24 protein-coding genes are annotated in these 24443 nt (G+C 69.8%); 10 read left to right on the forward strand and 14 right to left on the reverse strand.

What is annotated here, in order from left to right; translation table 11 throughout:
- Positions 1-327 precede the first annotated feature (327 nt).
- From SACCYDRAFT_RS24340 to SACCYDRAFT_RS24350, 3 genes are all read left to right on the forward strand, one after another.
- On the forward strand, positions 328-1197 hold the full coding sequence (locus tag SACCYDRAFT_RS24340) for a lysozyme (RefSeq protein ID WP_005460331.1): 870 nt from the start codon (positions 328-330) through the stop codon (positions 1195-1197).
- A gap of 239 nt (positions 1198-1436) precedes the next feature.
- On the forward strand, positions 1437-2369 hold the full coding sequence (locus tag SACCYDRAFT_RS24345) for a hypothetical protein (RefSeq protein WP_005460332.1): 933 nt from the start codon (positions 1437-1439) through the stop codon (positions 2367-2369).
- 180 nt (positions 2370-2549) lie between these two features.
- On the forward strand, positions 2550-3635 hold the full coding sequence (locus SACCYDRAFT_RS24350; protein ID WP_005460333.1) for a hypothetical protein: 1086 nt from the start codon (positions 2550-2552) through the stop codon (positions 3633-3635).
- 66 nt (positions 3636-3701) lie between these two features.
- Here SACCYDRAFT_RS24350 and purL read toward each other — a convergent pair whose 3' ends face one another.
- The 4 genes from purL to SACCYDRAFT_RS24370 form a co-directional block, all read right to left on the reverse strand.
- Entirely contained in the window at positions 3702-5996 is a 2295-nt protein-coding gene (purL, locus tag SACCYDRAFT_RS24355; RefSeq protein ID WP_005460334.1) for a phosphoribosylformylglycinamidine synthase subunit PurL, read from the reverse strand.
- A gap of 41 nt (positions 5997-6037) precedes the next feature.
- Positions 6038-6727 carry a phosphoribosylformylglycinamidine synthase subunit PurQ gene (gene purQ / locus SACCYDRAFT_RS24360; protein WP_005460335.1) on the reverse strand — a complete coding sequence of 230 codons (690 nt, stop codon included), beginning with the start codon at positions 6725-6727 and terminating at the stop codon, positions 6038-6040.
- Entirely contained in the window at positions 6724-6963 is a 240-nt protein-coding gene (gene purS / locus SACCYDRAFT_RS24365; protein WP_005460336.1) for a phosphoribosylformylglycinamidine synthase subunit PurS, read from the reverse strand. Before purS ends, purQ begins: the two co-directional genes overlap by 4 nt.
- A gap of 266 nt (positions 6964-7229) precedes the next feature.
- Positions 7230-8555: an MFS transporter gene (locus SACCYDRAFT_RS24370; protein ID WP_005460337.1), complete on the reverse strand. Its 1326-nt coding sequence runs from the start codon at positions 8553-8555 to the stop codon at positions 7230-7232.
- 163 nt (positions 8556-8718) lie between these two features.
- On the opposite strand from SACCYDRAFT_RS24370, the gene SACCYDRAFT_RS24375 reads away from it, so the two are divergent.
- Genes SACCYDRAFT_RS24375 through SACCYDRAFT_RS24385 form a run of 3 tightly spaced genes read left to right on the forward strand, consistent with a single transcriptional unit; the run spans position 8719 to position 12211 of the window.
- Positions 8719-9681: a U32 family peptidase gene (locus SACCYDRAFT_RS24375; RefSeq protein WP_043537524.1), complete on the forward strand. Its 963-nt coding sequence runs from the start codon at positions 8719-8721 to the stop codon at positions 9679-9681.
- Positions 9678-10841 (forward strand): mandelate racemase/muconate lactonizing enzyme family protein, encoded by a 1164-nt coding sequence (locus tag SACCYDRAFT_RS24380; protein ID WP_005460340.1) that lies wholly within the window; start codon positions 9678-9680, stop codon positions 10839-10841. Before SACCYDRAFT_RS24375 ends, SACCYDRAFT_RS24380 begins: the two co-directional genes overlap by 4 nt.
- Positions 10838-12211: an aldehyde dehydrogenase (NADP(+)) gene (locus tag SACCYDRAFT_RS24385; RefSeq protein WP_005460341.1), complete on the forward strand. Its 1374-nt coding sequence runs from the start codon at positions 10838-10840 to the stop codon at positions 12209-12211. Before SACCYDRAFT_RS24380 ends, SACCYDRAFT_RS24385 begins: the two co-directional genes overlap by 4 nt.
- Positions 12212-12272: 61 nt before the next feature.
- Here the strand turns inward: SACCYDRAFT_RS24385 and SACCYDRAFT_RS24390 are convergent, their stop codons facing one another.
- The 3 genes from SACCYDRAFT_RS24390 to SACCYDRAFT_RS24400 form a co-directional block, all read right to left on the reverse strand.
- Positions 12273-13046: an IclR family transcriptional regulator gene (locus SACCYDRAFT_RS24390; RefSeq protein ID WP_005460342.1), complete on the reverse strand. Its 774-nt coding sequence runs from the start codon at positions 13044-13046 to the stop codon at positions 12273-12275.
- 39 nt (positions 13047-13085) lie between these two features.
- Positions 13086-13715: a hypothetical protein gene (locus SACCYDRAFT_RS24395; RefSeq protein WP_005460343.1), complete on the reverse strand. Its 630-nt coding sequence runs from the start codon at positions 13713-13715 to the stop codon at positions 13086-13088.
- A gap of 107 nt (positions 13716-13822) precedes the next feature.
- Positions 13823-15295 carry an aldehyde dehydrogenase family protein gene (locus SACCYDRAFT_RS24400; RefSeq protein WP_005460344.1) on the reverse strand — a complete coding sequence of 491 codons (1473 nt, stop codon included), beginning with the start codon at positions 15293-15295 and terminating at the stop codon, positions 13823-13825.
- Between the two features lie 56 nt (positions 15296-15351).
- Between SACCYDRAFT_RS24400 and SACCYDRAFT_RS24405 the strand changes: the two genes are divergently transcribed.
- Entirely contained in the window at positions 15352-15987 is a 636-nt protein-coding gene (locus SACCYDRAFT_RS24405) for an MBL fold metallo-hydrolase (RefSeq protein WP_005460345.1), read from the forward strand.
- A gap of 4 nt (positions 15988-15991) precedes the next feature.
- On the opposite strand, the gene SACCYDRAFT_RS24410 is transcribed toward SACCYDRAFT_RS24405, so the two are convergent.
- The 3 genes from SACCYDRAFT_RS24410 to SACCYDRAFT_RS24420 form a co-directional block, all read right to left on the reverse strand.
- Complete coding sequence (locus tag SACCYDRAFT_RS24410; RefSeq protein WP_005460346.1) at positions 15992-16909, reverse strand: sulfite exporter TauE/SafE family protein; 918 nt, start codon at positions 16907-16909, stop codon at positions 15992-15994.
- A 14-nt stretch (positions 16910-16923) separates the two neighbouring features.
- Positions 16924-18354 carry an adenylosuccinate lyase gene (purB, locus tag SACCYDRAFT_RS24415; RefSeq protein WP_005460347.1) on the reverse strand — a complete coding sequence of 477 codons (1431 nt, stop codon included), beginning with the start codon at positions 18352-18354 and terminating at the stop codon, positions 16924-16926.
- 94 nt (positions 18355-18448) lie between these two features.
- Positions 18449-19027, reverse strand: a complete 579-nt coding sequence (locus SACCYDRAFT_RS24420; RefSeq protein ID WP_005460348.1) for a TetR/AcrR family transcriptional regulator — start codon at positions 19025-19027, stop codon at positions 18449-18451.
- A gap of 90 nt (positions 19028-19117) precedes the next feature.
- Between SACCYDRAFT_RS24420 and SACCYDRAFT_RS24425 the strand changes: the two genes are divergently transcribed.
- On the forward strand, positions 19118-19912 hold the full coding sequence (locus SACCYDRAFT_RS24425) for a maleylpyruvate isomerase family mycothiol-dependent enzyme (protein WP_005460350.1): 795 nt from the start codon (positions 19118-19120) through the stop codon (positions 19910-19912).
- Between the two features lie 7 nt (positions 19913-19919).
- Here the strand turns inward: SACCYDRAFT_RS24425 and SACCYDRAFT_RS24430 are convergent, their stop codons facing one another.
- Both SACCYDRAFT_RS24430 and SACCYDRAFT_RS24435 read right to left on the reverse strand, forming a co-directional pair.
- Positions 19920-20648 (reverse strand): hypothetical protein, encoded by a 729-nt coding sequence (locus tag SACCYDRAFT_RS24430; RefSeq protein WP_005460351.1) that lies wholly within the window; start codon positions 20646-20648, stop codon positions 19920-19922.
- Positions 20629-21153: a SigE family RNA polymerase sigma factor gene (locus tag SACCYDRAFT_RS24435; RefSeq protein WP_005460352.1), complete on the reverse strand. Its 525-nt coding sequence runs from the start codon at positions 21151-21153 to the stop codon at positions 20629-20631. Before SACCYDRAFT_RS24435 ends, SACCYDRAFT_RS24430 begins: the two co-directional genes overlap by 20 nt.
- A gap of 136 nt (positions 21154-21289) precedes the next feature.
- Between SACCYDRAFT_RS24435 and SACCYDRAFT_RS24440 the strand changes: the two genes are divergently transcribed.
- Entirely contained in the window at positions 21290-22333 is a 1044-nt protein-coding gene (locus SACCYDRAFT_RS24440) for a threonine aldolase family protein (RefSeq protein WP_043536887.1), read from the forward strand.
- Entirely contained in the window at positions 22330-22911 is a 582-nt protein-coding gene (locus SACCYDRAFT_RS24445) for an HAD family hydrolase (RefSeq protein ID WP_005460354.1), read from the forward strand. The genes SACCYDRAFT_RS24440 and SACCYDRAFT_RS24445 overlap by 4 nt, the downstream gene beginning before the upstream one ends.
- 8 nt (positions 22912-22919) lie before the next feature.
- Here SACCYDRAFT_RS24445 and SACCYDRAFT_RS24450 read toward each other — a convergent pair whose 3' ends face one another.
- Together SACCYDRAFT_RS24450 and SACCYDRAFT_RS24455 are read right to left on the reverse strand one after the other, a co-directional pair.
- Positions 22920-23102, reverse strand: coding sequence for a hypothetical protein (locus tag SACCYDRAFT_RS24450; RefSeq protein WP_005460355.1), 183 nt, complete (start codon positions 23100-23102; stop codon positions 22920-22922).
- 110 nt (positions 23103-23212) lie between these two features.
- A complete protein-coding gene (locus tag SACCYDRAFT_RS24455) occupies positions 23213-24394 on the reverse strand; it encodes an aminotransferase class I/II-fold pyridoxal phosphate-dependent enzyme (protein ID WP_005460356.1) in 1182 nt (393 codons plus the stop codon).
- Between the last annotated feature and the right edge of the window lie 49 nt (positions 24395-24443).

The raw sequence follows: 24443 nt of genomic DNA on the forward strand, positions 1-24443 counted from the left end.
TCGATCCGTCGAACCGCCGTCTCGCCGACGCGAATTCGCGAAGCCCTCGGCGCCTCCGAGGCTTCCGAGGCTTCCGAGGACTCCGAGGCCTCCGAGGCCCTGACACATTGATCGTTCGGCTCACCGCTGCCCGGTCGAACGCCGACACTAAAGGAGCTCTCCCCCTCCTTTCGTCGGTAATCAGTCAAGAAAATTACCCACTCGGCCTAAAGTTTTCACGCCAACCAGTGACAACCTCGGCGCGCTGTGCTCACAATCAACCGCCGAACCGCCACGTTGAGTGAGCGATTCAAAGCGAGGGCACAGTTCTAGGAAAGGACAGTTCCGATGGGTATCGGACGGAGAAGGTGGCGAATCGCCGCTGCCACCGTCGCCGCGTCCGTCAGTGCGCTCCTGCTCGGCGCACTGACCCCCGCGGCGGCCGACGTCGACACCGACACGAGCACGAACGACCGGGTCCAGGTCGACCACGCAATGGGTTCGCAGATCAGGAAGCACGAGGGCGACGGATCGACCTCGTACACGAAACGACGCGCTCTGGAACCGCAGGGATTGAACTCCGACGGCGCGAGGGCCTACGCCACGGTTCCGGGTATCGACGTCAGCAGCTGGCAAGGAAACGTCGACTGGTCTTACTGGTGGAATCAGGGCAAACGATTCGCATACGTCAAGGCGACCGAGGGAACCAGCTACGAGAATCCCTATTTCGCGCAGCAGTACAACGGTTCCTACAACGTGGGCATGATCCGGGGCGCGTACCACTTCGCGCTGCCGAACGTGTCGTCCGGCGCGGCGCAGGCCAACTTCTTCGTCGACAACGGCGGCGGCTGGTCCCGTGACGGCAAGACCCTGCCGGGCGCACTGGACATGGAGTACAACCCGTACGGCGCCACCTGCTACGGCAAGACGAAGGCGCAGATGACGGCGTGGATCAAGGACTTCCACGACACCTATCACGCCCGCACGGGCCGCTGGCCGGTCATCTACACCTCGACGAGCTGGTGGAACCAGTGCGTCGGCACCGCGGGCGACTTCTCCAGCACCGCGCCGCTGTGGGTTGCGCGGTACGCCTCGTCGGTGGGCGAGCTGCCGTACAACTGGGGCTACCACACCTTCTGGCAGTACACGTCGAGCCCGATCGACCAGAACACGTTCAACGGCTCCTACGACCGGCTGAAGGTCCTCGCCACCGGCTGAGTCCGGCTCCTGAAGCGACCGAGCAATCGAACACGACCGAACCGCGTGCAGAGGGCTTCCATCCGGGCTTCCGGGTGGAAGCCCTCGCCGTGCCGACCACCCCGCCTCCCACCCCACGCGCTGACGGAGCAGAATGCGCAGGCGCTCGCGTTTCGGGGAGCCGCAGTCCTCCGGATGTGGCATATGAGGGGGATTCGAAAAGCGCTTCAGGGGCGCAGTTCCTTACGGAAGGCACGGTCGTGACGTACCCACCGCAGCCCGGGCAACAGCCTGTCGGCCAGTACCCCGGCAGCCCTTATCCGGGTTTTCCGAGCTACCCGGGTGGACAGTACCCGCAGGGTCAGAACCTCTACGGCCAGCAGGGCGAGTACGGCCCGACACCGCCGAAGAAGCGCAGAACCGGCCTGTGGGTCACTCTCTCCGTGACCGTCGTCGCCGTGGTCGCGTTCGTCGTCACCGCCTTCGTCGCACCCGGCTTCCTCCTCAACGACGACGAGGAGTCGACGAACTCAGCCGACGCGGGCGGGGGCGTGGGCAGTGCTCAGGCACTGGCCGAGCAGCTCCGCGACGCGCTCGACAAACAGGACTCGACCGCACTACGGGAGCTGGCCTGTCCCGACGCCACCGGGATGGTCACGGGCACCATCGCCGAGGTCAGCGAGGTCTCCGACGCCGAGATCCACGGCCAGGTACAGGAGGACGGCGACACCGCCCTCGCCAAGACAAGCGTCACCTTCTACGACATCCCCATCACCTTCGACAACACCCTCGTCAACCGGGACGGTTCCTGGTGCTGGCATGACCTCGCCATCAAAGGCGGCAACCTGCCCGGCAGCGACACCAGCGGCACGCCTGGTGAGGCCGGCTCGGCCAACGCCACCGAGGACGGGGACGCGTTTCTGAACGAGTTCGTGTCCACGGTGAACAGCGGGGACACCGCCACCGCCGTGAGCATGGTCTGCCCTGGCGTGAACTCCACCAAGGAAGGGGTCCAGAAGGCGGCCTCCAGCGGCGTCACCTTCACCGCCGATGGCCCCGCGACGTCGGAGGAGGACTCGGACGGCTCCGTCTCGATCGAACTCTCCCTGACCGGAGACGACGGCAGCACGCTCTCGATCGCCGCCGACAACGCCGACGGCCCGTTCTGCGTCTACCACGCCCTGTACTACTGAGGACCTCCGAACCGCCGACCGGGAACCGCCCGCACACCCTGCACCGCGGGCGCGGCCGCTTACGGGCAGAAATGCGCAGGCCCCTCCCGTGCCGGGGGAACCGCAGCCCTCACAGCGGACGTCTGATGGACCGAGGGGGGCGCTTCACTGGGGGCGCACGAGCCACGGAAGGCAGCGAACATGACGTACCCACCACAGCCCGGAGAGTCTCCGTACGGCCAGCAACCCGGGCAGAATCCGTACGGTCAGCCTTCGTACGGCCAACCCGCCGACCCGTACGGCCAGCAGCCGGGCATGCCGTACGGTGGGCCTGCCTCGGGCGGGTTCCCCCAGCAGGGCGCGCAGTATCCGCAGACGCAGGGCTACCCCCAGATCGCGAGCTACCCGCAGAACCAGTACGGCCAGCAGGCGCAGTACGGCCAGCAGGGCGGCGGCTGGGGACCACAGGAGCCGAAGAAGAGCAAGACCGGTCTGTGGATCGGCATCTCCGTTGCCGCCGTTGCCGTGGTCGCGTTCATCGTCACCGCCTTCGTCGCTCCGGGCTTCCTGCTCAGCGACGACGACGAGCCCGGCGGCACGGGGAACTCCCCCGCGGGGAGTCAGGGCAACGCCGCGGGAGACCCGGCCGCCATCGCCCAACAGGTCAGCACGGGGCTGACCTCCGGTGACTCCGCCACACTGACCGGACTGGCCTGCTCGAACGCGACCGCGATGGTGCACGAGGCCATCGGGATGGCGGGCCAGCTCGGTCAGGTCACGATGAACGGGCAACCCCAGGTGTCCGGCAACCAGGCGACCGCGCAGGGTACGGCCTCCGTCGACGGTCAGAACTATCCCGTCAGCGCCACCTTCGCCCAGGAGAACGGCAAGTGGTGCTGGCAGGACGCGAGCGTAGAGACCCAGGGCGCAGGCGGCCTCGACACCACGCCCACGGGCATGTCGTCCCCGGTCGGCGAGCCCGGCACGGGAGACGGCACGGGCTCCACCGGTTCCGGGGACAGCGCGGCGTTCCTCGACGAGGTCGGCGCCGCGTTGAACGCGGGCGACGTGGGCGCCCTGAACAACATGCTGTGCGCCGGCGTCACCGACAGCACGAAGTCGGCGATCGCGGAGGCCGCCGCCACCGGCGCCACTTTCCAGACGGAGGACGTGACCACGACCGAGATCACCGCCAACGCCACCTTCGTCGGTCCCGACGGTGAGCTCATGGTGCTCGGGGACAACCTGGACGGCCCGTTCTGCATCTTCAGCGCGATGTACTTCTGAGCCGAGCAGCGAAGGGGGCCGTGAGCACTTGTCCGCTCACGGCCCCCTTCGTCGTCTTGCCCGGTGTCAGGCGAACAGTGCGGGCAGCGTTCCTTCCCACGCCTCGCGAAGCTCGTCGAGGCCGAAGTCGGCGACGTCCTGGATCTGCACGGCGTTCGACTCGGGGTCGACGACGCCGGTCTTACGCCACGGCAGACCACGCGCCGAGCACATCTCCGTGAAGCGCAGCTCCTCCGTCCTGGGCACGGCCACGAGCACGCGTCCGGCCGACTCCGAGAACAACTGCACGAACGGGTCGGCATCCGGGTCCAGCACGATCCGGGCACCGGACTGCCCGATCAGCGCCATCTCGACGATCGTCTGCGCCAACCCGCCGTCGGACACGTCGTGCGCCGCCGAGATCATGCCGTCGCGCGAGCCCGCCACGAGGATCTCGGCCAGTAGCCGCTCGCGCTCCAGATCGACCTTCGGGGGCAGCCCGCCGAGGTGGCCGTGCATCACCTGGGCCCAGGCCGAGCCTCCGAACTCGTCGTGGGTCTCACCGAGCAGCAGCAGGCTCTCACCGGCCTCGGCGCCGATGCCGGTGGGGATTCGGCGGCTGACGTCGTCGATCACGCCGAGCACCCCGACCACCGGCGTCGGCAGGATGGCCTGGTCGCCGGTCTGGTTGTAGAAGCTCACGTTGCCGCCGGTGACGGGCACGCCGAGCTGCGCGCAGCCGTCGGCGAGCCCGTGCACGGCCCGCTCGAACTGCCACATGACGCCCGGGTCGCGCGGCGAGCCGAAGTTGAGGCAGTTGGTGACCGCCATCGGCATCGCGCCGCTGGTGGCGACGTTGCGGTACGCCTCGGCCAGTGCGAGTTGCGTGCCCGCGTACGGGTCGAGGTAGACGTAGCGGCTGTTGCAGTCGGTGGACACGGCGACGCCGCGCCCCGTCGACTCGTCGATGCGCACCATGCCGGAGTCCGCGGGCTGCGCCAGCACCGTGTTGCCACGCACGTAGCGGTCGTACTGCTGCGTGACCCACTCCCTGGACGCCAGGTTCGGCGAGGAGATCATGCGCAGCAGCGTCTCGCGCAGTTCGGCGGGGGTCGACGGACGGGCGAGCTTGTCGGGGGTGTCGGCCTGGAGGTCGTCCTGGGTGGCCGGCCGCGCGTACGGGCGGTCGTAGACCGGGCCCTGGTGCGCCACCGTGCGCGGCGGCACGTCGACCACCGTCTGGCCGTGCCAGTCGATGACCAGCCGGTCGCCGTCTGTCACCTCACCGATCACGGTGGCGGTGACGTCCCACTTGCGGCACACCTCCATGAAAGCGTCCACATCGGATGGACGAACGACGGCGCACATGCGCTCCTGCGACTCGCTGGACAGGATCTCCGCCGGAGTCATCCCCTCCGCGCGCAACGGGACGCGGTCGAGGTCGACGTGCATGCCGCCGTCACCGGCCGCGGCCAGTTCCGACGTGGCGCAGGCGAGTCCGGCACCACCGAGGTCCTGGATGCCCACCACGAGCTTCTTCGCGAACAGTTCGAGCGAGCACTCGATCAGCACCTTCTCGGTGAACGGGTCGCCCACCTGCACGCTCGGCAGCTTCTTGCGGCCACCGGAGTTCTCGTCGCCCGAGAACGTGTCGCTGGCGAGGACGGACACCCCGCCGATGCCGTCGAGCCCGGTGCGGGCTCCGAACAGGATGATTTTGTTACCGGCTCCCGAGGCGTGGGCGAGGTGCAGGTCCTCGACCCGCATCGCCCCCACACAGAGCGCGTTGACCAGCGGGTTTCCCGCGTAGCTTTCGTCGAACACGACCTCGCCGCCGATGTTCGGCAGGCCGAGGCAGTTGCCGTACCCGGCGATACCGGCCACCACGCCGGGCAGGACCCGGCGGGTGTCGGGAGCGTCGGCCGGTCCGAACCGCAGCGGGTCGGCCACCGCCAGGGGGCGGGCGCCCATCGCCAGGATGTCGCGCACGATGCCGCCGACGCCCGTGGCCGCACCCTGGTACGGCTCCACATAGGACGGATGGTTGTGGCTCTCCACCTTGAACGTGACGGCCCAACCGTCACCGATGTCCACCACACCGGCGTTCTCGCCGATGCCGGCGAGCATCTTGGAACGCATCTCCGGCGTTGTGGTCTCGCCGAAGTAGGCCAGGTGCTTCTTGGACGACTTGTACGAGCAGTGCTCGCTCCACATCACCGAGTACATGGCGAGTTCGGCATCCGTGGGCCTGCGCCCGAGGATCTCGCGAATACGCGCGTACTCGTCGTCTGCCAGACCCAGTTCCGCGTACGGCTGGGTGTGCTCCGGCGTCTGCTCGGCGAGTGCGGTGGTGTCGGTGGGGTCGATGGCGGGGGTGTCCACGTGAGGTGCTGCCACGAGTCCAGACTAACCGCAGGCTTTCGTCAGGCGGACGTGACCAGCGGCTTCACGGCGTCGAGTGCGGAGTAGAACACACCCAGCCCGTCGTCCGACGGCCCCGTGAGCGCGTCGATCGCGTGCTCGGGGTGCGGCATGAGACCCACGACACGGCCGTTCGCACTGCACACACCGGCGATGTTCCGCCGCGAGCCGTTGGGGTTGCCGTCCACGTAGCGGAACACGACGCGGCCCTCGCCCTCCAGCTCGTCGAGCGTCGCCTCGTCGGCCATGTAGCCGCCCTCACCCGACTTGAGCGGGATGAGAACCTCGGCACCCTGGTCGTATCGCGTGGTCCAGCTCGTGGTGTTGTTCTCCACCCGCAGCCACTGGTCGCGGCACACGAAGTGCAGCTTGTCGTTGCGCACCAACGCACCCGGCAGGAGACCCGCCTCACACAGGATCTGGAAGCCGTTGCAGATGCCCAACACCGGCATCCCCCTGCCCGCGGCCTCGACCACCGAGCTCATCACGGGAGCGAACCGGGCGATGGCGCCGCAGCGCAGGTAGTCGCCGTAGGAGAAACCGCCGGGAACGACGACCGCGTCGACGCCCTTGAGGTCCTCGTCACCGTGCCACAGCGGCACGGCCTCGGCGTCCGATCGCGTCACCGCGCGGGCGGCGTCGACGTCGTCGAGCGTGCCGGGGAAGGTGATGACTCCGATCCGGGCGCTCACGACTCGATCCTCCGGATCGTCCACTCCTCGATCACGGGGTTGGCGAGGAAGCCTTCCGCGATCTTGGCGAGCGTCTCGTCGTCGACGTGGTCGTCGACCTCCAGCTCGAAGTGCTTGCCCTGACGGACCTCGGTGACCCCGGAGAATCCGAGCCGACCGAGCGCACCGGCGACGGCCTGGCCTTGGGGATCGAGGATTTCGGGCTTGGGCATGACGTCGACGACTACTCGGGCCACGACTGGCTGCTCCTAGACTCTGCGCAGGTCAATGCCCATAGAGCGTAACTCAGGGGCCGAGAAGCCCCCGACACCCCTCGGCCCCTGAGCCGCGTTCGTCACCCGACTCCTACACCGTTGAAGACGTGTGAACATCGCGTGACGTTGCCCGCGGAGGGGCAATCGGGAGTGATTCGCCGGATCGGCGCAAACCACCTCGGCGGTGGTGACGGTGCGCGACCGGCGATCCGCCCGCTCCAGGGAGCTGAGCGGATCGCCGGTGAGAATCACGCGTTCGGAACGGCCTCCGGCTGAGGTGGCTGCTCCTTCGCCGAGCGGGTCAGCACCCTGCGTAGTCCGAAGGCACCGAAGACACCGATCACCGACACGACGATGAGGAAGATCAGCCCGGTGAGGGCGGAGCCGGTGGCGTCCACGACGGCCGCGATGCCCATCGGACCGAACCCGCCACCGAGGTTGCCGATGCCGTTGATGGCTCCGATACCGGCAGCGGCGGCGGCACCGGTGAGGAACCGGGGCACGAGACCCCACATCACCGGCTGGGCGGCGTAACCACCGATCGACGCGACACAGATACCGATCATCTGCACGACGGGCGACGGTACGAGTGCCGCGACCGCGAACCCGGCCGCCGAGAAACCCAGCATCAGCGCGAGCCAGCCGAACGGTGTGCCACGGGTGCGCGCGAGCCTCGGCACGGCGAGCAGACCCGCCATCACGCAGACGTACGGAATGGCCGTCACGAGCCCGACCTCGAAGCCGGACAACCCACCGAAGCCCTCGACGATGGTCGGCAGCCAGAACGCGAGCCCGTAGGTGGCGAGCGGGAAGCACAGGAAGAACACCGCCATGGCCAGCACCCTGCGGTCGCCGAGCACCTTCCACGCGTTGTGCGGCTGGTCGCCGGCCTGCGCGTTCTCCGCGTCGAGGACGCTCTTCAGAGCCCGGCGCTCACCCTCGTCGAGCCAGGCGGCGCTGTCGGGGTCCTTGGGCAGCAGCCACAACACCACGGGAGCCGCGAGCACCGCAGGGACACCGGTCGCGATGAAGATCCACTGCCAGCCGTCGAGGCCCCACACGCCGTCCAGGTCGTTGAGCGCGCCCATCAGCGGGTTGCCCACGATGAACGAGATGGGGCCTGCGAGCATGAACAGACCGATGGCGGCGCTGCGGTGCGCCGAGGGGAACCACCGCGTGAGGTAGTAGATCACGCCGGGGAAGAACCCGGCCTCGGCCGCGCCGAGCAGGAAGCGCGCGAGGTAGAACTGCCAGGTCTCGCTCACCAGCGCCGTCGCGATGGTGACGATTCCCCACGTCACCATGATGCGGGCGATCCAGCGATGCGCCCCGAAGCGGTGCAGTGCGAGGTTGCTCGGCACCTCCAGCACCGCGTACGCCACGAAGAAGAACACCTGGCCCAGCGTGAAGACCGTGGCGGAGAGGCCGAGCTCCTCCTGGAGCGTGAGTTTCGCGAAGCCGACGTTCGACCTGTCGATGTAGGCGATCACGTACAGGACCGCGAGCAGCGGTAGCAGTCGCAGAGTGATCGCGCGGATCGTGCGCGGCGAGACCCGCGGGGTGTCAGGGTGCACCGTTGTCTTCCCCGATCGCTAATGTCCGAAATATCGGACCCCGTCCGTCATTACGTTGGCGGGAACCGTAAGGGCCACCCCTTGCGCTGTCAACGCTCACGCGCCTAATCTCGTTCGCAGCTACGGATGCTATCCGGTATTTCGGACAAGATTGGTGGGTGCGGTGGAACGGTCCCGAACTTTCCTGCGCTCGCTGGGCCTGCCTTCGACAGACCCCGGTGAGCTGCCGAGCAGTACGAAACGCTTCCCCGACGGGGCCTCGTACCGCGTCGAGATCCCCAGCGTCGAGGGAGTCGAGGCGATGGAGGCCGTCTTCGACGAGGCGGACGCCCGGGGCGTCACCGTCCACCGGGTGTCCCAGGGCAGCGGTGGCATGCTGCTCACCGGCAAAGAGCTGACCACCATGGCCGCACTGGCCGAAGGACGGGGTGTCGAGCTCAGCCTGTTCGCCCGCCCTGTCGCGGGCTGGGACACCGGCGCCGCGTCACTCGCGACGGGTGGCGGCCCCGTGGCCGCGCAGGCGCGCGGCACCGAACAACTCGTCCACGTCCTCGAGGACATCCGCCGCACGGCCGAGGCCGGCGTGCGCAGCGTCCTCGTCACCGACCTCGGCGTGCTCGCCGTCGCCTCCCGCATGCGCGAGGCCGGCGAGTTGCCCGCCGATCTCCAGTTCAAGATCAGCGTGCAGATGGGACTCTCCAACCCCGCGTCGATCCGCATCGCCGAGGAGCACGGCGCCAACACGTACAACGTGCCGACCGACCTGTCGCTGGCCCAGCTCGCGGCCGTGAGGGCGGCCATCGACATTCCCATCGACATCTACGTGGAATCACCGGACGACCTCGGCGGCTTCGTGCGTCACTTCGAGATCGCCGAGATCGTCCGGGTCGCCGCGCCGGTGTATCTGAAGTTCGGGCTCCGCAACGCCCCGAACATCTACCCGAGCGGCACGCACCTCACCGCGACCGCCGTCAGCCTCAGCCGCGAGCGGGTGCGCCGCGCCGAGATCGGGCTCGAGACCCTCTCCAGGTACGCCACCGACGCCGTGGCGTCCTCCCTGCCCGCGCAGGATCTGGCCGTGCCGAACACCACCGCTTTCACCGACTCGATGAGGAGCGCGAAGTGAAGATCACTGACGTCGAGACCTTCGTGATGGGTACGCCCTGGCGTGACCTGACCTTCGTCCGTGTCACCACAGACGAGGGTCTGACCGGCGTGGGCGAGACGAGGATGCTGGGCCACACCGAGGCACTGAAGGGCTACCTGTCCGAGGCCGTGCCCCGGCACGTGATCGGCACCGACCCGTTCGACATCGAGTCGCTGGTGCAGCGCATGAAGCGTGGCGACTACGGCAGGCCGGGCGAGATCATGATGTCCGGCATCGCCTGCGTCGAGATGGCCTGCTGGGACATCGTCGGCAAGGCGCTGGGCCAGCCGGTGTGGCGGCTCCTCGGCGGCAAGGTGCGCGACCGCGTGAAGGCGTACGCCAACGGCTGGTACACCGTCGAGCGCACCGCCGAGGAGTTCCACGCCGCCGCGAAGCGCGTCGTCGAGCGTGGATACCGCGCACTGAAGTTCGACCCGTTCGGTCCCGGCCAGTGGGAGCTGGAGCCCGAGGAGCGCACCCGGTCCATCGAGCTCGTCGAGGCCGTGAGGGACGCCGTGGGCCCCGACGTGGAGATCCTCGTGGAGATGCACGGCCGGTTCGCCCCCGCCGAGGCCGTGCGGATCGCCACGTCGATCGCGAAGTTCGACCCGAGCTGGCTGGAGGAGCCGGTCCCACCGGAGAACCTCAAGGCGTTGGCGAAGGTTGCGCAGCACGTCGACGCTCCGGTGGCGACCGGCGAGCGCATCCACGAGCGTGCCGAGTTCCGCGAGCTGTTCGAACTCCAGGCCGCCGACATCATCCAACCCGACATCGGGCACCTCGGCGGCATCTCCGAGACCCGCAAGCTCGCGGCCACGGCCGAGACGCACTTCGTTCTGGTGGCCCCGCACAACGTGGGCGGCCCCGTGCTCACCATGGCGAACCTGCACCTGGCGGCGTGCACGCCGAACTTCAAGATCCAGGAGCACTTCAACGACTTCGCCGACGAGCACGTCAAGCAGGCCGCTCCCGGCCTGCCCCCCGTCGAGGACGGCTACTTCGCGCTGCCGACGGCGCCGGGCCTCGGCGTGGAGCTCGACACCGACTTCGTGGCCGAGCACCCGTTCCAGGCGGCGAAGTTCGACCTGTTCGCCGAGGACTGGCAGTTCCGCGGAACCAAGAAGGACGGTGACGCATGACCGACGTGACCGACGCGCTGCTCGGCGCGGCGGCGGAGGCGGCGCGGCCCTGGGCCGAGCTGCCCGACGAGAAGCGGGCGGCGGCGCTCGATGCCGTCGCGGACACCCTCGACGCGGCCGCCGACGAGCTCGTCCCGCTCGCGCGGGAGGAGAGCCGGCTTCCCGAGGGCAGACTGCGCGGTGAACTGGTGCGCACCACGTTCCAGCTACGGTCGTTCGCGGCCCAGGTACGGGAGGGGTTCGAGGTCATCTCCGACGAGCCCGACCCCGACTGGCCCACCGGTCCGCGTCCCGCGCTGCGTCGTGTGCTGCTGCCGCTCGGCCCCGTCGTCGTGTTCGCGGCGTCGAACTTCCCGTTCGCGTTCTCCGTGGCGGGCGGTGACACGGCCTCGGCGCTGGCCGCTGGCTGCCCCGTCGTGGTGAAGGCGCATCCGGGACATCCGAAGCTCTCGGACGCCACGGCCGAGCTCGTGCGCAAGGCGCTGACTTCCGCCGGCGCGCCGGAAGGGACGTTCGCGCTGTTCCACGGCGAAGCCGACGGCCGGGACGCGGTGCTCGACCCGAGGACGAAGGCGGTGGCCTTCACCGGCTCGCTGCGCGGCGGCCGGGCTCTGTTCGACCTCGCGGTGTCCCGCCCCGAGCCCATCCCGTTCTACGGCGAGCTCGGCAGCGTGAACCCGGTGTTCGTCACCAGGTCGGCCGCCGAGGCGAGGGCCGGGGAGATCGCGACGGGGTACGTGGACTCGTTCACGCTCGGCACCGGCCAGTTCTGCACCAAGCCCGGGTTGCTGCTCGTGCCGTCCGGCTCCCGGATCCTCGAACTCGCCACCGAGCACGCCCGAGCCAAGGGCGCCGCCGCTCTGCTCAACGACCGCATCACCGACGGCTACACGGCGGGGCTGGAGACGCTTCGCGGGCACGGCTCCGTGCGGGTGCTCGTCGAGGGCGTGCTCGGCGAGGACGGCCCCACGCCGACGCTGCTCGCCACGACGGCGGCCGACCTGCTCGCCGACCCGGACACGCTCGCGACGGAGTGCTTCGGTCCGGCGTCGTTGGTGGTGACCTACGACGACGACGAGCAACTACTCGCGGTGGCGCGGTCCCTGGAGGGCCAGCTCACCGGCACCGTGCACGGCGAGGAGTCCGACGACGTCGCCCGCCCGCTGCTGGCCGAGTTGGCGCAGCGGGTCGGCCGGGTGCTGTGGAACGGGTGGCCGACGGGTGTGTCCGTGACGGCGGCCATGCACCACGGCGGCCCGTATCCCGCGACCACCTCGCCCCTGCACACGTCGGTGGGGATCACCGCGTCGGCGCGGTTCCTGCGCCCGGTCGCGTTCCAGAACGTGCCCGCGCACCTGTCACCGAGATGACGCTCTCGTAGCAAGGGCCGCCTTCTCGCCGTGTCGGCCGGGAAGGCGGCCCTTCCTCGTGTCAGGAGGACACGGGGCGACCACCGAGCCTGCGCGTCAGTTCGGCGGCTCCCTCTCGCACCAGCTTCTCCCACCTGGGCCACGCCTCGTCGGAGTGGCGCGAGGTGGGGATGGAGATGCTCATGCCCGCCACCCACTCGCCCGCCGCGTCCACCACGGGCGCGGCGACGCAGCCCGCGTCCGGGTTCGACTCGCTGCGTTCGTGGGCCACACCCGTGTCCCGCACCCGCGCGAGCTGCTGCCGCAGCACGGTACGCGAGGTGATGCTGTTGTCGGTGAGCGCGACGAGGCGGTGTCCCTTCAACCGCGCCGACAACTCCGCGTCGGGCAGGCCCGCCAGCAGGACCTTGCCCACCGCCGTGCAGTGCGCGGGAAGCCGCCTGCCCACCTCGGAGATGAGCCGCACGGAGTGGGTGGAATCTACTTTGGACACGTACACGACCTCGATGCCGTCGAGCACGGCGACGTGTACGGTCTCCCTGCATTCCGCGGCGACCTGGCGCGCGACGGCGTCGGCCTCGGCGGCGAACTCCAGCCGCTGCTGGTAGCGCGATCCCAGTTCGAGCAGTTTCGGTCCGAGCCGGTACGTCGTCTCCTCGCCCGACCGGCGCACCAGGTAGTGCCGCTCGACGAGCGTGGTGAGCAGTTCGTGCGCCGTGGACCGGGGGAGGTCGAGCCGGCGTCCGATCTCACTCGCCGACAACGTGACGTCGTCGCCGAGGAAGATTTCGAGGATGTCGGCGGCACGGAGCACAGCGGGCACGAGACGAGCCATCCGGCCAGAGTATCAGACGTCGTCCGAAACTTCGGACGATCAGTGACCGGGACCGTAGCCCGGTCCGAACGCACCCGCCACGCTCTGCTGCCCGCTCCGGCGCATCGCCCTGCCGACGGGCGGCAGCATCACCACCAGGGTGGGGACCACCCAGAACAGCAACGTTACGGCAGGTAGTACGACGAGCCCGCCGACGCCGGCACCGAGGAGGTAGACCACCGCGTAGCCGTGATAGGCGACGGCGACGACCCCCACCACGGCGAGCAGCCAACGGAACGCGTTCACCCGAAGCGCCACCAGCAGCGTGAACACGGCCGTGGTGCTCGCCAGGGTCACGGTCGCGGCGATGGCGAAGTCGACGTTGCCGGTGATCTCGTAAGCGAACGCGAGCCCGAACAGCGACAGGTACATGCCCGCCTGCACCTCGTTTCCGGGTACCCCACTCCATCCGATCACCGCGGCGATGACCGCCATGACGATCGCGGGGACGAAGAGCGCGGCGGCGGTGTACGCCATCGCGGGGCTCGCCGGGCGCGGTCCGGCACCGGGATGGCCGGGCTGGGGAAAGTGGCCCGGCTGCTGCGGCCACCCCGCCCCGTACGGCGAGGAGGGTTGCTGCGGCGGGTACTGCCGCGGCTGCTGTGGATACCAGCCCGGTGGCTGACCCATTACTCCCCCTGTCGATCCCGGTACGAGGAACCCGACGTTTGTAGCACGGAACCCGGTGTGCCGTGGGGGGGTTTTGGAGGGAAACGGCGCCGTTCCCGTGCCCGGCGTCAGCGCCTGCCGTGCAACATCGACACGAGTCTGCCCACCAGTTCGTCGGTCCTCGGTGTGCGCGAGAACGTGGTCATGGCGAGCGGCATGCGGTACCGCTGCCGAGCGATGGCCTTGGGCCGCGCGAACTCCCGCAGCCCCTCGGGGCCGTGGATGCGCCCGAACCCGGAATCGCCGATGCCGCCGAAGGGCAGCGTCGCGATGCCCGCGAACGACAGTGGCGCGTTGATCGCCGTCATGCCCGTCCGCAGCCGCCTGGCGAGTTCCATGCCGCGACGTCGCGAGAACACGGTGGAGCCGAGCCCGTACGCGGAGTCGTTGGCCTTCTCGACCGCCTCGTCCATGTCGGACACTCGCGTCACGGTGACCGTCGGACCGAACGTCTCCTCGCGCACGGCCGTGGAGTCCTCGGGCACGTCCACCAGCACCGTGGGCCGCACGTAGCGCTCGCCGACGGCGTCGACACCGCCCACGAGCGCGCGCCCGCCCCTGGCGAGGGCGTCGGTGATGTGCCTGCGCACCACGTCGAGCTGCGAGCGCATGGTCATGGGCCCGTAGTGCTCGCCCGGCCGCACCTGCCGCGCACGCTCGGTGAGCCTGGCGACGAACTCGTCGTACACGGCCGTGTGCACGTAGACGCGTTCGACTCCGACGCACGTCTGGCCCGCGTTGGAGAACGCGCCCCACACCGCGGCGTCGGCCGCGGCGTCCAGGTCGGCGTCGGCGTCCACGAGCAGTGGGTCCTTGCCGCCCGCCTCGATGACCACCGGCGTCAGGCGTTCCGCCGCCGCGGCCATGATCTTCCTTCCGGTGGCGGCCGAGCCGGTGAACGCGATCTTGTCGACGTCGGCGCGCACGAGTGCCGCGCCCGTGGCGCCGAATCCGGTGACGAGCTGGAGGACGGGCTGTTCGGGCACGACCTCCGCGAACGTCTCCACCAGCCAGGCGCCGACCCCGGGTGTGTACTCGCTGGGCTTGAACACCACCGCGTTGCCCGCCGCCAGCGCGTAGGCCACCGAGCCCAGCGGTGTGAAGACCGGGTAGTTCCACGGACCGATGACCCCGACGACGCCGAGCGGCCGGTACTCGACGGTGGCGGCCTGGTTGGCCAGCAGCAGGCCGGACGCGCGCCGCTTCGGGCCGAGCACCCTGCGCGCGTTGCGGGCCGCCCATTCGATGTGCTCGACGGCCAGGACGGTCTCGAGCTGTGCGTCCCCCGCCGGTTTGCCGGTCTCGGCGCTGACCACGTCACACAACTCGGACATCCGCCGCGCGAGCACGCCCTTCCAGCGACGCAGCCGTTCGGCGCGGCCCGCGAACCCGAGCGAGGCCCACCACTCGGCGGCGCCGCGAGCCCTGCGCACGGCGGCGTCGACGGCGTCCGGGCCGTGCACGGGGTAGGTGCCGACGACCCTGTCCGTCCTCGGATCGAGTGAGTCGAACGTCTCGACGGCCTGCTCGGTGCTCGTCATGCTGACAGCGTAGGGAAGCGACAGGTTACTGCCAACTCGCCAACAAGGGGACTACCGTGAAGCTCGTTCACTTCGGCCACTCCTGCGTACTGCTGGAGACCGAACACGCCCGGCTGTTGTTCGACCCCGGCGCTTTCTCCAGCGGCTTCGAGTCCGTGCGCGACCTCGACGCCGTGCTCATCACCCACCAGCACTACGACCACATCGACACGGAGAAACTTCCGGACCTGCTCGCGGCCAACCCCTCCGCACGCCTCATCGTCGACCCGGGCACCACGAAGACCATCGACAACCTGGAGATCGAGGTCACCACCGCCCATCCCGGCGACACCTTCGACCTCGGCGGCACGCGGATCGACGTCGTCGGAGGCCAGCACGCGACCGTGCACAGTGACCTGCCCGTCGTCCCCAACGTCGGCTACGTGGTCGACGGCGGAGCCTTCTACCACCCCGGTGACTCGTTCTTCGTTCCGGAACACCGCGTCGACGTGCTCGCGCTGCCCACGGCGGCGCCCTGGCTGAAGGCAGGGGAGGCCGTGAACTACCTGCGCGCGGTGTCGCCGCGGCTGGCGATCCCCGTCCACGACGGCATGCTCGCCAGACCCGCCGTCTACATCGGCCTCTACACGAACCTCGCGCCGGACGGCACCGAGGTACGCACCGCCGCCCACGGCGAGGTGATGACGCTCTGAACACTCAGCGCCGGGCGCGGGCGGAGTCGCTCACCCCGTCCTCGCCGACCAGCGCGTTGATGCGCTTCTCCTCGCGCATCGACCGCACGGCGGCCACCCCGGCGGACACGAGCAACCCGACCAGTCCGACGTAGACCACCGCGATCACCGCCGGGGAGGCGCCGAGGACGTCGAGCAGCAGCCATCCGTTGGTCAGCACGATCAGCCCTCCTGCCGCCGTGCCCAGAAGTCTCGGCGGCATCCGGCGGGCCAGCACGGCCCCGATCGGCGCGGCGAGCACGCCACCGAGCAGCAGGCCCGCGACGACGCCGAAGTCCATGCCGTGCAACGACAGCACCACAAGGAACGCGACGCTCGCCGCCACCGTCACCGCGAACTCGGCCATCTGCACCGAGCCCACGACCTTCCTCGGCTCCAGTCGCCCGCTCGACAGCAACGTCGTGGTGGCAACGGGGCCCCAGCCACCACCGCCCGTGGCGTCGATGAACCCCGCCACGAGTCCCAGCGGAGCGAGGAAGCGCGCGCCGGGGCGCTTGTCGGTGATCAACTTGCCGAGCCGCAGGAACGCGAACCGCACCAGCACGTACAGGCCCAGCACGAACAGGATCACGCTGATCCACGCCGACGCGAAGCCGTCGGAGAACGACACGAGCAACACCGCGCCGCACACGGCCCCCACCACGCCCGGACCCGCGAGGATGCCCACCGTCCGCCAGTCGACGTTACGGAACCGCCAGTGCGAGACCCCGGACGCGAGCGACGTACCGACCTGAGCGAAGTGGGCCGACGCCGACGCTATCGCCGGCGCGGTACCGAAGGCCACCAACGCGGTGGTGGAGGTCATGCCGTAACCCATGCCGAGCGTGCCCGACACGAGCTGGGCGAGGAAGCCGGCGATGCCGACCAGCAGCAGCGTCAGCATGAACGCGCGGGCGCCTAGAGGATCGGGCCCGGCTCGTACGACGTCGCCTCGGGGAACCGGCGCACCACCTCTTCCACCCGCGCGACGACACCCTCCACCTGGGCGCCCGCCGTGCCCGTGAACGAGAGCCGGTCGGCGAGCAGCTTTTCGAGGTCGTCGACGTCCAGCGGCAGCCGGTCGTCGGCCGCGAGCCGCTCGACCAGGTCGTTGTCCTGCTGGCCCTGCTCGCGCATGGCCAGCGCGACTGCGACCGCGTGCTCCTTGATCACCTCGTGCGCGGTCTCCCTGCCCACACCCGCGCGGACCGCGGCCATGAGCACCTTCGTGGTGGCGAGGAACGGCAGGTAGCGCGCCAGTTCCCGGTCGACCACGGCGGGGAAGGCGCCGAACTCCGCCAGCACTGTCGCGAACGTCTCCAGCAGGCCGTCGAGAGCGAAGAACGCGTCCGGCAGCGCGACCCTGCGCACCACGGAGTCGGACACGTCGCCCTCGTTCCACTGGTCCCCGGCCAGCTCGCCGATCATCGACAGGTAACCGCGCAGGACCACGGCCAGACCGTTGACGCGCTCACAGGAGCGCGTGTTCATCTTGTGCGGCATGGCCGACGAACCCACCTGGCCGGGTTTGAACCCCTCCGTCACCAGCTCGTGGCCCGCCATGAGCCGGATCGTGGTGGCCAGGCTCGACGGAGCGGCGGCGAGCTGCACCAGCGTGGAGAGCACGTCGAAGTCGAGCGACCTCGGATACACCTGGCCGACGCTGGTGAACACGCGCTCGAACCCGAGGTGCGCCGCCACCCGCTCCTCCAGCTCCGTGAGCCGCTCCGGGCCGCCGAGGAGATCGAGCATGTCCTGGGAGGTACCGACCGGGCCCTTGATGCCCCGCAACGGATAACGCGCGATGAGGTCGTCGAGGCGGTCGAACGCCACCAGCAGTTCGTCAGCGGCCGTCGCGAAGCGCTTGCCGAGCGTGGTCGCCTGCGCGGCGACGTTGTGCGAACGCCCCGCCATCACCAGCTCGCTGTGCCGCGTGGCCAGCTCCGCCAGCCGCGCCAGCACGGCGGCCACCCGCACCCGGACGTGTTCCAGCGACCGCCGGAGTTGCAACTGCTCCACGTTCTCGGTGAGGTCGCGCGAGGTCATGCCCTTGTGGACGTGCTCGTGCCCGGCGAGGGCGTTGAACTCCTCGATCCTCGCCTTCACGTCGTGACGCGTCACGCGCTCGCGCGCCGCGATCGAGTCGAGATCGATGCGGTCGACGACGCGTTCGTAGTCGGCCACCACGCCGTCCGGCACCTCGACCCCGAGCTCCCGCTGTGCCTTGAGCACGGCGAGCCACAGGTCTCTTTCGAGTCTGATCTTGTACTCCGGAGACCACAGCCGGACCAACTCCGGTGAGGCGTACCGGCCTGCGAGCACGTTCGGGATTCGGGGCTTGTCCGTCACACGGTCAGGCTAGCCACGCTGTGGTCGACACACCGAGCTCAGGGGCGCCAAGGGCGTGCTGGTCCCACTCAGTGGACACCTCGACCCGCTCAGGTCAACTCAGCGCATCCCGGAGAACACGCGCAGCGACCGCCCTCGGCTCGGGGTCGACCGCGACGAGCGCGTTGACGACGGAGCCGTCCACCAAAGCGATGAGCTTCTCGAGGCGATCGGCGTCCATCTCGAAACCCGAGCGCACGAAGATCTCCATGAGTAGTTCGCGCAACTCGGCGGACAACCGCCGCATCAGGGGGCGCAGGTGAGGGCGCCTTCCCGTGCCCACGAGCCGCTCGTACCGCAACACGACGGCCTCGTAGTGCGGGTCCGGGCCCAGCAACAGGTCGAGCACCAGCTCCACCAGTACGTCCACCCGCCGGTTCTCGGTGGGCAGCGCCGCCAGCTTCGCCCGCCCGGCCTCCAACTCGGCGCGCCCGTGGTGCTCCGCCGCCGCACACACCAACTCGTCGAGGGAGTCGAAGTAGTAGGTCGTGGACGCCAGAGGCAGGCCGGCGCGCTCCGCCACGGCACGGTGCCGCACGGCGTCGAACCCTCCCTCCGCGAGCAACTCGGACGCAGCCGTGACGAGAGCGGCGCGCCTGCGCTCACCCTTCGGCGTACTGGCTGCTGAGGTCATGGCGGGATAGTCTGCCACCTTCCCGACGACGGGACGTGATGGTGACCGCCCGCAGCGATGAGTTCGACGCCGAGGAGTTGTCCACCTGTCATGAACTCTCTCGACCATGATCGTCTGTGCGCGGGCATCACAGCGCAGACCGAGCTGTTCGCCGGGCACCTTGTAGGCGCCGACCTCGCCGATCTCGACACTGCCGTGCCGTCCTGCCCCGGTTGGAACCTCGCGCAGCTCGCACGCCATGTCGGCGCGGGCCACCGCTGGGTGGAGACGATCGTCACGACCAGAGCCACCGAGCCGCCACCGGACACGGAGCTGCGCACGCTGTCGGCCGACACGGACGTCGACCACGGTGTACTCGCCGGGTGGCTCACCTCGGGCGCCGCCCGTCTCGCCGAAACCCTGGCGGCCGCGGGCCCTGACCTCCGGCTGTGGACGGCCGTGCCCGGCCGTACCTCGGCGTTCTGGGCCCGGCGATTCCTGCACGAGACCGTGATCCACCGGGCCGACGCCGCGCTGGCCGTCGGCGACGCCTTCACACTCGATCACGACACCGCCGCCGACGGCCTCGACGAGTGGCTGGAACTCATCTCGCTCCCGCAGCAACTGGAGGCGGACCCGACCAAACGCGAACTGCTGGGCGAGGACCACACACTCCGGTTCGCCGCCACCGACGCCGACACCTCCTGGTGGGTGGACGCCACCGGCGAGTCGATCCGCTGGAGCAGGGAGTACGAGCGGACCGGGGACGCCACCGTCACCGTGCGAGCCCCGCTGACGGAGTTGCTGCTGCTCGTCTACCGCCGCCGCACGCCGGACAGCACGTTCGACGTACGCGGCGAGGCGGGACTGCTCGACCTGTGGCTGGCCAACACGGCGTTCGGCTAGGCGTGTTTCACCGATCCAGCGCGGCGGCGACGCGTTCGGCGAGCTCGGGAAGCTCGTCCCGCAGCGGCACGTCCGCGTGGTCCGCGGTGTCCGCGATGCCGATCACGGCGATCAAGCCACCGTCCACGCGGACCGAGGCAGCGGCATTCCCGAACTCGTGAGGAACGCCGAAGGAGCCGTCAGGCCCCTGATCGAAGACCACCGCGACGGTGCCACCGGGCACGCGGTAGGCGGCTGCCCTGTTGCCCTCCACGAAGCACGAGTCGTAGGGGATCGCCTCACCGATCGGGTCGACCGGGAGCTCGCCAGCGAGGGCGGTGGCGAGCTCCCGGTCGATCACCTGGCACCCGGGGGTGCCGTCCTCCCCGTCCGTGCCGCCGCCCTGCTTCGGCGAGACGTCGGGGAAGCTCTCGACACCGAATCCACGCTCACCGCCGTCGCCGGGTTGCCCGCCCTCCGGATTTTTTTCCGCGACTTCTCCCGACAGCGGCCTTTCGTTCGGCGCGAGTGCCGTGGACCTGCCGTCCTGCTGCTCGGACCCGGTCAGCACCACCCCCGTCACGGTGCCCGCGCCCATCACGACGGCCGCCGCGATGGCCACCAGCGAACGCCGCCGGGCCGTGGCGCGGCGCGACGCGGTGGTCACGTCGTCCATCGTGAAGGACGGCTCGGGCGCCTCACCCGCCGCGTCCCGCAACAGCTGTTGGAGCCGACGTTCATCCAGCCGCTCGTCCACGCGTGTCCACCTCCTCGCCCAACGCCGCCCGAAGGTTCGCCAACCCCCGTGCCGTCTGGCTCTTGACGTTGCCCTCACTGCAGCCGAGCGCCCGCGCCACACTGCTCACGTCGAGTCCCTCGAAGTAACGCAGCACCAGCACCGCACGCTGCTTCGAAGGCACCCTCGCGAGCCCGGCGAGCAGGTCCTCACGTGTGCTCACCCTCTCGGCCAACACGTCGCCGCCGCCCGCCACCCGCGGTTCGGGCACCTCGTCGGTGTACTGTTCGCGCCGCCAGGGCCGCCGCGACTCGTCGATCGCGGCACGTACCAGCGTCCTCCGTAGGTAGGCGTCCACGGCCGCGCGGTCGCGGATCCGCCGCCACCTGCGGTGCAGCGACACGAAGGCTGTCTGCGCGAGGTCGTCGGCACGGTGCCAGTCCCCGCACAGCAGGTACGCCGTTCGGCGCACGGAGTCCCGCTTCGCCGCGAAGTACTCCGCGAACTCGTCGTCATGGTGGGCCACGCAGACGTCTCCGGTCGGTCTTGTTGTCGACGGTGGAGACGGAAGGCCCCGGCCCCACGGTTGCACGCGAGGAGCAGTGTCACCCATCAGTGGGGTCCGGGGCGAGCCCGCGCCCACGTGTGATGTCATCGGGCCCGTGACGGTCGACTCCAGCTCAGCCCAACTGCCACCCCTCGACTTCCGCTCCGACACGCTCACCCGGCCGGACGAACACATGCGGTCGGTGATGGCTCGCGCCGAGGTCGGCGACAACGTCATCGACACCGACCCGACCATCCGCAGGCTGGAGGAACGAGCCGCGGAGGTCCTGGGCACGGAGGCGGCGCTGTGGACGCCCAGCGGCACGATGGCCAACCTCGTCGCGCTCTCGACGCACCTGCGACGCGGTGATCGCTTCCTCGCGCCCCGCGGTGCGCACGTGCTCGTCAACGAACTGGGTTCGGCGGCCTGGCTCGCCGGAGGGATGCCCGACCCGCTCGACCACGACGGTGGCCCCGGACGGCCGACCCCCGAGACCGTGCGGGCCGCGGCGGGCGGCAGCGGACCGTACTACACGCTGCGGACCACGCTGCTGTCGTTGGAGAACACCCACAACGCCGCGGGTGGGGCCGTGACACCACCCGACGAGCACGCGCTCCTGGTGGCCGCCGCCCGCGACGCGGGCCTGCGGGTGCACCTCGACGGCGCCCGCATCTGGAACGCCTCCGTCGCGCTCGGAGTGCCGCCCGCCGCGTTGACCGCCGGTGTCGACAGCGTGTCGGCCTGCTTCAGCAAGGGACTCGGGGCGCCTGTCGGTTCGGTGGTGGCGGGCAGCGCCGAGTTCGTGGAGCAGGCCAGGCGCATGCGGCAGATGCTCGGTGGCGGCGTGCGGCAGGGCGGTGTGCTCGCCGCGGCGTGCCTCGTCGCGCTCGACCGCGTCGACGACCTCGCCGACGACCACGCGAAGGCCTCCGCCCTCGCCGCGGGTCTGCGGGAGCTCGGTTGGGAGGTCTCCGAACCGCAGACCAACATCGTCCTCGCGGGGGTCACCGACGTGCCCGCCACACTCGACGCCCTGCGTGCGCTCGGCATCCTCGCGCTGCCGATGGCGGGCAAGGTGCGGTTCGTGCTGCACCGCGACGTCACCTCGGACGACGTGGCCGACGCCCTCCGCCGGATCGAGACGGGGACGAGCGCATGAGCTGGGTGGTGTTCGACTACGGCGAGGTGCTCTGCACCCGCACCGAGGCGCTGCCCAGGCTCGCCGCCCGGCTCGGTGTGACACAGGCGGAGTTCGAGCCCGCCTACTGGGCCCACCGCGACGCCTACGACCGTGGCTGCTCCGACGAGACGTACTGGAAGGCGGTCGCCGACTCCGCGGGGGCGCGGCTCGACGCCGACGCGGTGCACGATCTCACCCGAATCGACATCGAGGGCTGGTCGTGCCTCCACGAGGCCTCCGCCCGACTGCTCGACGAACTCACCGCGAACGGGGTTCGGCTCGCCCTGCTGTCCAACGCGCCGAGCTCCTTCGCCCGCTTCGCCGAGCGACAGCCGTGGGCCCAGCACTTCCGCGTGCGCGTCTTCTCAGCCGACGTCCACTGCGCCAAACCCGACCCGGAGATCTTCGACCTGCTCACCTCACGCCTCGGGGCGCGAGCGGACGACTGCGTGTTCTTCGACGACCGGGCCGTCAACGTGGAAGGCGCGAGGGCCGCCGGGCTCCGCGCCCATGTGTGGCAGGGAGCCGACCACGCCCGCCGGGTACTGGCCGGCTGAAGCGGTGGTCAGGACTTCAGCTGCTTGCGCTTGTCGCCTTTGATCGCTCCGTAGGCCGCGGCACCGAGGAACACCCCACCGCCGATCACGGCGATCCAGAACACGGCCTCCACCAGGAAGCCGACGACGGCGCCGACCACCATGAAGGCCACCCACGCGAGGAGCAAACCGCCGACGATCTTCCAGAACATGATCCCCTCCGCTGCACGTGCTGTCGGTTGTCCGACTCCCAGACTGTCACGATCCGCCGTCCCGGCGCCGCAACCCGAGCGGACAATCAGGGACATCTCCGGGTTGTGCCCTACTGTCCGCCCTGCCGCGACAGCCACCCACCGATGCGCTGTACCGCCTGCGCCAACTCGGCTCGCGAGCACGCGAACGACAACCGGACGAAACGTCCGCCGTGCACGGGATCGAAGTCCACACCCGGCGTGATCGCCACGCCCGTGTCGTCCAGCAGCCTCCGGCACCACGCGAGGCTGTCGTCGGTGTGCTCGGAGACGTCGACGTAGGCGTAGAACGCGCCGTCCACCGGGGCGACCTTGCCGAGCCCGATGTCGGCGAGGCCCTCCAACAGCAGGTCGCGGTTGGCGCGGTAGCGAGCCACATTCGCGTCGAGTTCCGCGTACGAGTCGTCGGTGAACGCGGCCACCGCCGCCTGCTGCGCGAGCGCGGGCGCGCAGATGTTGTAGTTGCCCGTGAGCACGTCCACGGCGCGGTGCAGCCGTTGCGGCACGAGCGCCCAACCGAGCCGCCAGCCCGTCATCCCGAAGTACTTCGAGAACGAACCGAGCACCACGGCCTCGGTCGAGGTCTGCCACGCGGAACCAACCTGCGCCTCGTAGCTGATGCCGTGGTAGATCTCGTCGCTGACGAGCTGCACGCCCCGCTCGTCGCACCAGCGTGCGATCGCCACCAGCTCGTCGGCGGGCAACACGGTGCCCGTGGGGTTGCTGGGACTCGCGACGATCACACCGTGCAGCTCGCCGAGCCCGTCGAGCAGCTCCGTCGTCGGCTGGAAACGAGTGCTCACGTCGGTGTCGAACTCCACGACCTCACACCCGAGGGACGACAGGAGGTTGCGGTAGGCGGGATAGCCGGGCCGGGCCATCGCGATGCGGGCCCCGGCGTCGAACGCCGCGAGGAACGACAACAGGAACCCACCGGACGACCCTGTGGTGACGATCACGTCGTCCGGCGAGACGGCCAGCCCGTACCACCGCGCGTAGTGCCCCGCGATGGCCTCACGCAGCTCGGGAATGCCGAGCTGAGGCGTGTAGCCGAGGTCGTTGTCCCGCAGGGCCCGCTGTGCGGCTTCCAGCACCGGACGCGGCGCGCCCGACGTCGGTTGCCCGGCACACAACGCGATGACGTCGCCGTGTGTGCGCTGCCGCTCCTTCGCGGCCGACAGGACCTCCATGACGTGGAACGGCGCCACGTCACTTCGACTCGACGGCCCCGGCAAACGTCCCGAATTGACCATGCCGCCACCTTAGGCGGGGACTCCGAGTACTGTTCGCCCACCGCACGGC

This window comes from Saccharomonospora cyanea NA-134, assembly GCF_000244975.1.
Lineage (GTDB): Bacteria > Actinomycetota > Actinomycetes > Mycobacteriales > Pseudonocardiaceae > Saccharomonospora > Saccharomonospora cyanea.